Source organism: Yoonia sp. (assembly GCF_036007805.1).
In the GTDB taxonomy this organism is placed as follows: Bacteria; Pseudomonadota; Alphaproteobacteria; order Rhodobacterales; family Rhodobacteraceae; genus Yoonia.
Map to the genome: position 1 here is coordinate 1 of NZ_DASYOK010000151.1, position 11,765 is coordinate 11,765.

10 protein-coding genes and 1 tRNA gene are annotated in these 11,765 nt (G+C 59.2%); 3 read left to right on the plus strand and 8 right to left on the minus strand.

Annotated features, from left to right (window positions below; genetic code table 11):
- Positions 1-180, plus strand: a 180-nt coding sequence (locus VGP75_RS08725; RefSeq protein ID WP_327543286.1) for a DUF2147 domain-containing protein, incomplete at its 5' end; no start/stop codon positions are given.
- A gap of 137 nt (positions 181-317) precedes the next feature.
- On the opposite strand, the gene VGP75_RS08730 is transcribed toward VGP75_RS08725, so the two are convergent.
- The 4 genes from VGP75_RS08730 to hisB form a co-directional block, all read right to left on the minus strand.
- Positions 318-794: a transglycosylase SLT domain-containing protein gene (locus VGP75_RS08730; RefSeq protein WP_327543287.1), complete on the minus strand. Its 477-nt coding sequence runs from the start codon at positions 792-794 to the stop codon at positions 318-320.
- 79 nt (positions 795-873) lie between these two features.
- Positions 874-1,785: a glutaminase gene (locus VGP75_RS08735; RefSeq protein WP_327543295.1), complete on the minus strand. Its 912-nt coding sequence runs from the start codon at positions 1,783-1,785 to the stop codon at positions 874-876.
- A 5-nt stretch (positions 1,786-1,790) separates the two neighbouring features.
- Positions 1,791-2,429: an imidazole glycerol phosphate synthase subunit HisH gene (hisH, locus tag VGP75_RS08740; RefSeq protein WP_327543288.1), complete on the minus strand. Its 639-nt coding sequence runs from the start codon at positions 2,427-2,429 to the stop codon at positions 1,791-1,793.
- Positions 2,426-3,013, minus strand: a complete 588-nt coding sequence (gene hisB / locus VGP75_RS08745; protein WP_327543289.1) for an imidazoleglycerol-phosphate dehydratase HisB — start codon at positions 3,011-3,013, stop codon at positions 2,426-2,428. The genes hisH and hisB overlap by 4 nt, the downstream gene beginning before the upstream one ends.
- A 147-nt stretch (positions 3,014-3,160) precedes the next feature.
- Here hisB and VGP75_RS08750 point away from each other — a divergent pair, with 147 nt between their 5' ends.
- Entirely contained in the window at positions 3,161-3,838 is a 678-nt protein-coding gene (locus VGP75_RS08750; protein WP_327543290.1) for an imidazoleglycerol-phosphate dehydratase, read from the plus strand.
- A 73-nt stretch (positions 3,839-3,911) separates the two neighbouring features.
- Here the strand turns inward: VGP75_RS08750 and VGP75_RS08755 are convergent.
- The 4 genes from VGP75_RS08755 to VGP75_RS08770 form a co-directional block, all read right to left on the minus strand.
- Positions 3,912-3,986, minus strand: a tRNA-Gly gene (locus VGP75_RS08755).
- Positions 3,987-4,082: 96 nt separating this feature from the next.
- Positions 4,083-4,895, minus strand: a complete 813-nt coding sequence (locus VGP75_RS08760) for a metallophosphoesterase (RefSeq protein ID WP_327543291.1) — start codon at positions 4,893-4,895, stop codon at positions 4,083-4,085.
- Between the two features lie 43 nt (positions 4,896-4,938).
- Positions 4,939-8,382 (minus strand): pyruvate carboxylase, encoded by a 3,444-nt coding sequence (locus VGP75_RS08765; RefSeq protein WP_327543292.1) that lies wholly within the window; start codon positions 8,380-8,382, stop codon positions 4,939-4,941.
- A gap of 51 nt (positions 8,383-8,433) precedes the next feature.
- Positions 8,434-9,582, minus strand: a complete 1,149-nt coding sequence (locus VGP75_RS08770; protein WP_327543293.1) for an alpha-hydroxy acid oxidase — start codon at positions 9,580-9,582, stop codon at positions 8,434-8,436.
- 140 nt (positions 9,583-9,722) lie between these two features.
- On the opposite strand from VGP75_RS08770, the gene VGP75_RS08775 reads away from it, so the two are divergent.
- Positions 9,723-11,765, plus strand: a 2,043-nt coding sequence (locus VGP75_RS08775) for an ATP-dependent helicase (protein WP_327543294.1), incomplete at its 3' end; no start/stop codon positions are given.

Sequence of the window (11,765 nt, forward strand, 5' to 3'; positions counted from 1 at the left end):
ACGCTGGTGATCGACATGGTCCCACAGGGTGGCGGGGCCTATGAAGGGTCGGTTTGGCGTCCCTCCAATGACAGGATCTACATCGGGAAAATGGATGTTGACGGTAACGCGCTGCGTCTGCGTGGCTGTGTCGCCGGTGGACTGCTCTGTTCCAGCCAGAATTGGGTGCGTGTGGGATAAAGAAAAGCCGTTTTACTACGATGAAGAGCCCCTGCTTTGCGGGGGCTTTTTTGTTCAGGCATAAGGTTGGGCGCTGCCGCCGTTCGTTCCGTTTGACCAAAGCACTTCATCTGTCCCACGTCGATCAGCTGCCGATCCTAGCGCAACCCTGTCTCTTCCAGCAAACCCCGCCGCTTGGCCTCATAGTAATAGCCCCGCGCGTACCAGTTGACCGCTGTTGCTTCGTCCCTGTCCGAAACCAACCACGCCCCGCGCAAATAGCGCCCTGCGTAGATCAGGTTGGTTTCCGCATCCAACAGCCCCTCGGGTGCCCCGCGATAGCCCATAGAGCGCGCTGTTTGGGGGTGAATTTGCATCAAACCGTAATAGGGGCCGTTTCGGGCGGCAGGATTATGCGTGCTTTCGCGAATGATCACGCGGTGCAGCAATGTGACAGGGATTCCGTGCACATCGGCGTATTTGTTGATCAGACGGCGCAGTTCCGGCGTCTCGTTGGGGTAAAGCGGGATATCCTGGCGGCTCGGTGCTTGGGTTTGAGGGGTGCGTCTACTGCCGCAACCGGCAAGCAGTGCAATTGCACCGGCACATACGACGCGGCGTGTCAGTTTCTGCATCGTTCAACCTCTATATCCGTTTGTTCTTGCACCATGTTTGCCAAGCACCGCGCCGCATCTGCAAGGCATTTTCAATGTATCAGCTGAAAACCGACCATCCGGTGGCGTGAACCAGCCGTTCCACCGCCAAAGTCCCCAGTTGGGAATTGCCGTTCTGGTCCAACCCCGGGGACCATACTGCGATGGACGCGCGTCCCGGCACGATGGCCAGAATACCGCCGCCGACACCGCTTTTGCCCGGCAGACCCACGCGGAAGGCAAATTCGCCTGATCCGTTATAATGCCCGCAGGTCATCATCAGCGCGTTCAGGCGTCGGACGCGTTCGGGGCTGACAAGGTTTGGCGCGCCTGTTCCGCCCATCAGGAAACGCCCCGCGCGGGCCAGTTGCAGACAGCTCATCTCGATGGCGCATTGATGGAAATAGGTCCCGCAGGTCAGGGCAGGGGGATTTTTCATGTTCCCATGGGCCCGCATGAAATGTGCCAGCGCCAGATTGCGGTCGCCTGTGTCCTGCTCGGACTGCGCGACTGCGGGGTTGATGTGGATATCATCGTCGCCTGCCGCCGCGCGGATAAAGCGCAGGATTTCCCCCAACGCCTCACGCGGGGCGTGGCCCGCAAGGATGGCATCGGTTGTGACCAAAGCGCCTGCATTGATGAAGGGGTTGCGGGGTATGCCGCGTTCGGATTCCAGTTGCAGGATCGAATTGAACGCAAGGCCAGAGGGTTCACGCCCCACACGCTCCCACAGCTGGTCGCCCAAGCGGCCCAAAGCGAGTGCGAGTGTGAAGACCTTGGAAATGCTCTGGATTGAAAAGGGCGTTGTCGCATCGCCCGTCTGCACCTCTTGGCCGTCGGCTGTCACAATCGCCATGGCGAAATGCGCGGGATCAATCGCGCCAAGTTCGGGGATATAATCCGCCACCACGCCACGGTCAGGGGCAGCGGCCATTTCCGCACCGATGTCGGCGACAATGCAGGCCAGATCCATCTGCGTCAGGGTTGCCAACGTAGGAAGTTGCCAATCATGCGCAACCCTGCCTCTTGGCTTTTTTCGGGGTGGAACTGCGTCCCGATCATGGTGTCACGCCCGATGATCGCAGTGACGTCACCGCCATAGTCGACATGGGCCAGACGCTCGGACGGGTGGGTTACATCCATCGCAAAGGAATGGACGAAATAGGCATGGTCACCAGTCTCAATGCCTTCCAGCACCGGATGCGGATGGTCGATCACCAGATCGTTCCAGCCCATATGCGGCACCTTCAGCTTGGGATCAGCAGGCGTGATCTTGCGGATATCACCCGCGACCCAACCGAAACCGGGGGTTTGTTCATACTCATGGCCGGTGGTTGCCATCATCTGCATACCTACGCAAATGCCAAAGAAAGGGCGCGCACGGGTTGTCACGGCCTCGACGATTGCCTCGGCCAAACCGCTGCGCGCAAAGAGTTCGGACCGGCAATGCGGAAAGGCACCATCCCCGGGCAGAACGATCCGGTCCGCCTTGGCGACAACATCCGGATCAGAGGTCACGATGATGGAACCCGATCCGACCTCGGCCGCCATACGCTCGAACGCTTTTTGCGCAGAGTGCAGGTTGCCGCTGTCATAATCAACCAGAGCAGTTGTCATAGGCTGCCCTTGGTCGATGGAATGGCGTCTGCTTTGCGCGGATCGGTTTCCACCGCCTCACGCAGCGCGCGCGCGACCGCTTTGAACGCGGCCTCGGCGATGTGGTGGGCGTTAAAACCGTGCAGTTTGTCGATGTGCAGCGTGATGCCGCCATGTGTGCTGAGCGCCTGAAAGAACTCGCGCACCAGTTCGGTGTCGAACGTGCCAATTTTGCCAAAAGGCAGATCAAGGTTGCAAATCAGGTACGGGCGCGCCGACAGATCAAGCGCGCAGCGGACCTGCGCGTCATCCATCGCAAGGTGGCAGCTGCCATAGCGGCGGATGCCGCGCTTGTCGCCCAAGGCCTGCGTCAGCGCCTGACCCAGCGCGATGCCCACATCCTCAACCGTGTGGTGATCGTCAATGTGCAGATCGCCTTTGGCGCGGATCGTCATGTCGATCAGCGCGTGGCGCGACAACTGGTCCAGCATGTGGTCGAAAAAGCCCACGCCGGTCAGGTTGTCATACACGCCTGTCCCATCAAGGTTGATCGTCACCGAAATATCGGTTTCTGCCGTTTGGCGGGTGATAGTAGCTGTCCGCATGGTATCGCGTCCTTTGGTGTTTCCCCCGCTCTATAGGCGGAACTGGGGCAGGGGCCAAGCCTGACGCATTCTGTTGTGGCATTTTCAACAAAATTTAAGAGTTCGATTCGTATGGTCTCGTTGAAAGTCATTGATCAGGAGAATCCGATGAAAGCCCTCATACTACGCAACGATGCCGCCGCATCCCTTTGCACGGCCCACGCGCTGATCGACAAGGGGTTCCAGATCCTGTCGGTTGATACGCAGGCGCTGGCCCATGCGCTGATCCGGCTCGATACGATTGATCTGCTGGTGATGGATGAACGCATCGAGGGTCAGTTGACCCATGCGATCGCCCTTTCCGCCGAGCGGAGAAACCCGCATCTCAGCGCGATCCTTGTGACAGACCGGACAGCGGAACAAACGGATGATCTTTTTGATCTGATCCCAAGCCTTTATGGGCTGGTCGGGCATGAGACAACGCCGCAGATTATCGGAAAACTGGCCCTGTCCGCAGTCATTGCGCCGATGCGCCTGCCTGCGATTGTTGCGCAAGAAGACGTGTTTGAAGAACCGGCGCAGTGTGAGGCTCCACAACTGGAACCGTTGCTCTTGCTGCACGCAGAAATGACCCAAGAGCACGACGACTGGGACAGCGAGTTGCCTGATTATGCCGATGTTGCGATTGCGGCACCGGCCTTGTCCGAAATGGCAAGCGCGGCTGAAAGCGTGGTGTTCCAGCACACAAACGATCCTGTGCCGGCTGAGGTTGCGGCCCTCTTTCGCAAAACAGCACTGCCACATTTTTTGCAAGCGCCACCGCCTGCGGCCGTACAAGCCAGCTAGTTGTGTCAGGATGTGTTCACCACGAAACGCCAAAGGGCCGCAGCAAGTGCTGCGGCCCTTTGGCGTTTCGAAATGGAGCGGGCGATGAGATTCGAACTCACGACCCTAACCTTGGCAAGGTTATGCTCTACCCCTGAGCTACGCCCGCATCCGTTTCGTGAACCGTGATCTATAAAGAGTTGCGCAGTTCTGCAAGACCAAAATCGCACCGATTGATGTTTTTTCGGTATCTGCGCGGCAAGGGCTATTTGGTGGCGTCATACCCATCGACCACGCGCGCGCCGGTGCCGACGTCGATGCTGTGGACAATAAGACCACCTGCACTGAGCAGCCCCAATCCATAAGCTCCGGGCTCATCTGTCGAAAGGCTTGAACTCGGTTCGACCAGCTCCACCACCCCTTGGTGGCAGGGGCTTTTGAAAACGGTCCATGGCACGCCGCGGGTGTTGCCCGAAACCGTCTGATGCAAATGCCCGCAAATCAGGTGCAGATTGCCGTGTCGTGCCAGCAGATCAATAACATCGGACCCGTTGCGCAGCTTGATCCGGTCCATCCCGATGACACCCGTGTCAAACGGCGGGTGGTGGATGCAGACAATCGCGTGTCGATTTGCGCGGGTGGCCAATGCCATTTCGAGGAACGCCAAACGGTCATCGCAAAGCAAGCCAGCGTGCTGGCCATGATGATAAGGCGGGCCATCAAGCGAATCCATTGTGATAACCCGATGATCACCGATATCGCGCCACGTTTGGATATGACCCTGCGGCGTTTGTGGCGCGTCGGGGAAACGGGCCAGAAACGCGTCGCGTCTGTCATGATTGCCGATCATGGGAATGATCGGGACAGTGACTGCGCCCAGAATACGGTCCAATTCCTCATATTCCGCGGCCAGTCCATGATGGGTCAGGTCACCCAAAAGCACCAAAGCTGCGGCATCAGGATGCGCAAGTATCGCCGCATCAAGCACGGCAGCAAGGCGCAGCGACGGGTCGAGGCCAATAATCCGCTGTCCGGGCGCACAAATGTGCGGGTCGGTGACAAACAGGAGTTTCTGCACGATGCTTTACCTCTGTCTGGCACTGACCCCTATGGCTTTTTGACTACTCGAACTCGACCAACAGGTCTTTGGCATCAATCTGGCTGCCCGCCTGCACATGCACGGCTTTGACAACGGCATCGCGCTCGGCGTGGATCCCCGTTTCCATCTTCATCGCCTCGATGGTCAAGAGCAGGTCACCCTGTTTCACTTTCTTGCCAACGACCGCCGCGACAGTTGCCACAACCCCCGGCATCGGTGCGCCGATATGGTTGGGGTTGCCGTTTTCGGCCTTGGGGCGCGACACTTTCTCTGATGCCGCAAGCCGGTTCATGACACGGATGGTGCGCGGTTGCCCGTTGAGCTCGAAGAAGACTTTGACCTCGCCGTCCTCGTTCATGTCGGCCACGGCTTGCAGACGGATTTCGAGGGTTTTGCCGGGGTCGATCTCGGCTGTGATCTCTTCACCGGGTTCCATCCCGTAAAAGAAGGTTTTGGTCGGCAGAGTGCGCACGGGGCCATAGGTCCGGTGGCGGCCCATGTAATCAAGGAACACCTTGGGATACATCAGATAGCCGTTCAGGTCCTCGTCATCCACCGCTTTGCCTTCAAGCTGGGATGATAAGTCGGCGCGCGCCGCTTCCAGATCGACCGGGGCAAGGTGCTTGCCAGGGCGGTCCGTAATCGGTTTTTCGCCTTTGAGGATCTTCTTCTGGATTGCCGCAGGCCACCCACCCGGTGGTTGCCCCAGATCGCCGTGCATCATGTCGACCACGCTGTCGGGGAACACCACGTCAACATCAGGGTCTTCAACCTGTGCGCGGGTCAGGTTCTGACTGACCATCATCAGGGCCATGTCGCCCACAACTTTGGACGAAGGCGTAACCTTCACGATATCGCCGAACATCGCGTTCACATCGGCATAGGTCTGTGCGACCTCGTGCCAGCGTTCCTCAAGCCCCAAGGACCGCGCCTGCGCTTTGAGGTTGGTGAACTGGCCGCCGGGCATTTCGTGCAGGTAAACCTCGGATGCCGGCGCTTGTAGTCCGCTTTCAAACGCCGTGTAATGGGCGCGGACCTGTTCGAAGTAGTTGCTGATCTCGCGGATCGCCGCGATATCAAGGCCTGTGTCGCGGGCGTCACCGCGCAGCGCCTCGACAATCGAGCCCAGGGTCGGCTGCGAGGTGTTGCCTGACAGTGCGTCCATCGCCGCATCCACACAATCCACGCCCGCAGCAGTGGCCGCAAGCACGGTTGCGATGGCTGCACCCGAGGTGTCATGCGTGTGGAAGTGGATCGGCAGGCCTGTCTCTTCTTTCAGGGCCTTCACCAGCGCGGTTGCCGCCGCAGGTTTCATCAAACCCGCCATGTCTTTCAGACCCAACACATGTGCGCCTGCGGCCTCCAGTTCTTTGGCCATGCCGACATAATATTTCAGGTCGTATTTCGCGCGGTTCGGGTCCAACAGGTCGCCAGTGTAACAGATTGTGCCTTCGCAAACCTTATTTGCCTTGATCACCGCATCCATCGCAACGCGCATGTTTTCAACCCAGTTCAGGCTGTCGAAGACGCGGAACACATCGACACCAGAACTTGCCGCCTGCGCCACAAAGCTTTGCACCACATTATCGGGGTAGTTGGTGTAGCCCACGCCGTTCGAGGCGCGCAGCAACATCTGTGTCATGATATTGGGCATGACCGCGCGGATATCGCGCAGGCGCTGCCACGGACATTCCTGCAAGAAACGATACGCCACATCAAAGGTCGCACCGCCCCAGCATTCGACGCTGAAAAGCTGATGCATTTTGGCGGCATAGGCGGGCGCTGCGTTGATCATATCAATCGAGCGCATGCGCGTGGCCAGCAAAGACTGGTGCCCGTCGCGCATCGTGGTGTCAGTGATCAAAAGCTGCTTTTGCTCGCGCATCCAGTCGGCGACCGCCTCTGGTCCGAATTCGTCAAGAATATTGCGGGTGCCGGGGGTGACGTCGGTGGTCGGTTTCACTGGCGGGCGCGGTGGTTTCACATCCGCGGCAGGACGCGGGCGGCCTGTGGTTTCGGGGTGCCCGTTCACGGTGATATCCGCGATATAAGTCAGAATTTTCGTGGCACGGTCCCGACGTTTGGAGAATTTGAAAAGGTCCGGCGTCTCGTCAATGAATTTGGTGTGATATTCATTGTTCAGGAATGTCGGGTGCTTGAGCAGGTTTTCCACGAAAGCGATGTTGGTCGACACGCCGCGAATACGGAATTCACGCAAGGCACGGTCCATCCGCGCAATCGCCATCTCAGGCGTGGGCGCGCGGGCGGTGACTTTGGTCAGCAGGCTGTCATAATAGCGCGTGATCACAGCACCGGAATAGGCAGTGCCCCCGTCCAGACGGATGCCCGGACCCGTGGCAGACCGGTACATCTGAATGCGCCCGTAATCGGGGATAAAGTTGTTCTGGGGGTCCTCGGTCGTCACACGGCATTGCAGGGCGTGACCGTCGAGTTTGACGTCATACTGGCTGGCACAGCCTGTCGCCTCGACGAGTGATTTACCTTCCGCGATCAGGATTTGCGCACGCACGATGTCGATGCCGGTGACCTCTTCGGTCACGGTGTGCTCAACCTGCACGCGGGGGTTCACCTCGATGAAGTAGAATTCGCCGCTGTCCATATCCATCAGGAATTCGACCGTACCGGCACATTCGTAATTCACGTGCTGACAGATTTTCTTGCCCAGATTGCACAGTTGTTCACGCTGGGTGCCGCTGAGGTACGGCGCAGGGGCGCGTTCCACGACCTTCTGGTTGCGACGCTGGACCGAACAATCCCGTTCCCACAGGTGATAGATCTGGCCGTGGCTGTCGCCGAGGATCTGCACCTCGACGTGGCGGGCGCGCATGATCATCTTTTCGAGGTAACCCTCGCCATTGCCAAAAGCGGCCTCGGCCTCGCGGCGGCCTTCAAGGACTTTTTCTTCCAGTTCGGCCTCCGACATGATCGGGCGCATCCCCCGCCCGCCACCGCCCCAGGATGCCTTGAGCATCAAGGGATAGCCAACCTCGGCCGCCTCTTTCTTGATCGCTTTCATGTCATCGCCCAGCACTTCGGTCGCGGGGATCACGGGTACGCCAGCTTCAATCGCCACGCGGCGCGCACTGGCTTTGTCACCCAACTGGCGCATGGTTTCGGCCTTGGGCCCGATAAAGGTGATGCCATTGGCGGTGCAGGCATCGACGAAATCGGGGTTTTCGGACAGAAGGCCATAGCCCGGATGGATCGCATCCGCACCGGACATTTTGGCGACACGGATAATCTCATCAATTGACAGGTAGGCCGCCACGGGGCCAAGATCCGCGCCGATGCGGTAGGCTTCATCGGCTTTGAAACGGTGCAGGCCCAGCTTGTCTTCTTCGGCAAAGACGGCGACCGTTTTCTTGCCCATTTCATTGGCGGCCCGCATAATGCGGATGGCAATTTCGCCACGGTTCGCGATGAGAATTTTCTTGAAGTCGGCCATAATTCGTCCTTTTGCAGTTGCAGCATTGGTAAGCTGCAAAAAGCGGCGCGTCTAGGATATTTGCGGCGGCTTGCGCAGGCGACCGGCCAGATCAGCAAGTGTACGTATGCCCAACTGGCCCATATTGCTGATCATGTCCTGACGCAGGATATCCAGCACATGGGCGGCCCCCGGTTCACCCAGGGCAGCCACGCCATAATGGAAGGCCCGGCCCAGCATCACAAAATCCGCGCCCAGTGCGAGCGCGCGCAAGACATCCAGACCGCCTTCGATGCCGCTGTCAAAGATCACGGGCAAATCGGTGGCCGCGCGGACCTGCGGCAGGGTCTCGATGGTCGCAGGCCCGCCGTCAAACTGGCGGCCTGCGTGGTTGCTGACCCAGATCACATCGGCGCCTTGCGCTGTCAGGCGCGCGGCATCCTCGGGCAGGCTGACGCCTTTGACGATCAGCGGCCCGTCCCATGCATCGCGCAGCGCTTTGAAATAGTCCCAATCGGGCGAGGTGCGCAAAAGATACCCCACATGTTCGTTCGAGGGCAGGGTGCCTTTAACGTCCGAATAGCTTTCCATCAGGCGCAGCCGTGGCATGCCGGTCTTGCGAATTCCATTCAACCACGCAGGACATTGCGCCGCCTGCATTGCCAGCCTTGGCGTCAGTTTCGGCGGTTGTGTCAGCCCCCCGCGGGTCTGCCGTTCACGGCGCGACGCCACAGGCACATCCACCGTCAGCACGATGGCGGTGAAGCCGCTGTCACGGGCGCGTTTGAGAAGATCATCGCGGATACCCGGATCACGCGGCGGATAGAGCTGGAACCATGCGTGCGGGCCTGCATGGGGTCCCACGTCTTCGGGCAGTTGGCTGGCGACAGTGGACAGCGCATAGGGGATATTTTCAGCGGCGGCCGTGCGCGCAAGCATCTGTTCCGCGCCGGGCCAGATGAGCCCCGACATGCCGACGGGGGCGATCCCAATCGGCAGCGGGTGGGTGTGGCCTAGCAGGGTTGTCGAAAGATCCGGTTTGAATTCGCCATGCAGGATCGAGGGGTTGAACAACACCTGATCCAACTGTGTGCGGTTACGTCTCTGTGTGGCCTCTACCCCCGTGGCGCTGTCGAGGTATTCCCACACGAAATGCGGGATTCGCCTGCGCGCGCGGGCCTTGAGATCGGAAATGGCGGGGTAGCGGCTATGGTATGTCATTGGCTGACGCTATTGCGGCTCAGGTGTGCTTGGCAATGGGTCGGAGCCTCCGGCGGGGATATTTTTGGGCCAATAATAACGATGAGAACGGAAGTAGAACAAGGGTTTTCACCCGTGCCGGTTGGCGCTATGTGTGGGGGATGAGCAGTTTTTCCGAAGATGATGCCTTTGAGGCCGCCGCTGTGCCGCTGAGCCAGCGTGCGATGGCGCGGCCGCATGCGGCCTATCTGGACGGTTTGAACCCCGCGCAGCGCGAGGCGGTCGAGACCTTGAGCGGGCCTGTCTTGATGCTGGCAGGCGCTGGCACCGGCAAGACCAAGGCGCTGACCACCCGCATCACCCATCTTCTGGCCACAGGCACGGCGCGCCCGCATGAGATATTGGCGGTGACCTTTACCAACAAAGCCGCGCGCGAGATGAAATCGCGCATCGGCGGGTTGATGGGCGAAGCGGTCGAGGGGATGCCCTGGTTGGGGACTTTCCATTCGGTTTGCGCCAAGCAGTTGCGCCGTCATGCCGAGTTGGTGGGCCTCAAGTCGAATTTCACCATTCTGGACACGGACGACCAGATCCGTTTGATGAAGCAGCTGATCGAGGCTGCAGGCATTGATCACAAACGCTGGCCTGCGCGGATGCTTTCGGGGATCATTGATGGCTGGAAGAACAAGGCGTTGACCCCCGATAAAGTCCCTGTTGCCGATAGTGGGGCCTTTGATCATAAGGGCGTAGAGCTATACGCCGCCTATCAGCGCCGTTTGCTGGATCTCAACGCCGTCGATTTCGGCGATATCCTTTTGCATATGGTCACGATCTTTCAAAAGCACGAAGACGTGCTGGATCAATACCAACGCTGGTTCCGCTATATTCTGGTGGATGAGTATCAGGATACCAACGTCGCCCAATATATGTGGCTGCGCCTGCTGGCGGCCTCGCATAAGAACATCTGCTGTGTTGGGGATGATGATCAGTCGATCTATGGCTGGCGCGGGGCCGAGGTGGGCAACATCCTGCGCTTCGAGAAGGATTTCCCCGGCGCGCATGTCGTGCGGTTGGAGGAGAATTACCGCTCGACCCCGCATATTCTGGCCGCTGCGTCTGGCGTGATTGCGGCCAATAAGGGGCGGTTGGGCAAAACGCTTTTCACGTCGCGCCCTGACGGCGAGAAACTGCGTTTGATCGGCCATTGGGATGGTGAGGAAGAGGCGCGCTGGATCGGTGAAGAGGTTGAGGCGATGCAGCGCGGCACGCGGGGCATGGCGCCTGTGGGACTTGATAGTATGGCAATTTTGGTGCGCGCGTCCCACCAGATGCGGGCCTTTGAAGACCGGTTCCTGACCATTGGCCTGCCATACCGCGTGATCGGCGGGCCACGTTTCTATGAACGAATGGAGATCAGGGACGCAATGGCCTATTTCCGGCTTGCCGTTAGCCCCGAGGATGATCTGGCGTTCGAGCGGATCGTGAACACACCCAAACGTGGCCTGGGCGACAAGGCCATCCAAACGATCCAGCGCACAGCGCGCAGCAATGGTGTGTCGCTGGTCGAGGGTGCGCGGCTGGTCTGTCAGGGCAAGCTTTTGGGTGGCAAGGGTCTGAAAGAGCTCACGTTCTTGGTGGGTTCACTGGATCGTTGGCACGCGCAGGTGCGGGCCGAGGCGGACACCCACGTTGAATTGGCCGAGATGATATTGGATGAAAGCGGCTATACGGGTTTTTGGCAGAATGACAAAACGCCGGAAGCGCCGGGGCGGCTTGAGAACCTCAAGGAACTGGTCAAGGCCTTGGAGAATTTCGAGAACCTGCAAGGGTTTCTCGAACATGTCAGCCTGATCATGGATAACGAGACCGAAGAGCAGGGCGAGAAGGTGAGCATCATGACCTTGCACGCGGCCAAGGGACTTGAATTCCCTGCCGTGTTTCTGCCGGGCTGGGAAGACGGCTTGTTTCCGTCGCAACGGTCGATGGACGAAAGCGGGGTCAAAGGCCTCGAGGAAGAGCGACGTCTGGCCTATGTCGGCATCACCCGCGCTGAAGAAATTTGCACTGTGTCTTTCGCCGCGAACCGGCGTGTTTATGGCCAATGGCAATCGGCAATGCCGTCGCGTTTCATTGACGAGTTGCCAGTGGATCATGTCGAGGTGCTGACGCCGCCGGGCCTTTATGGTGGTGGCTATGGTGCGGCG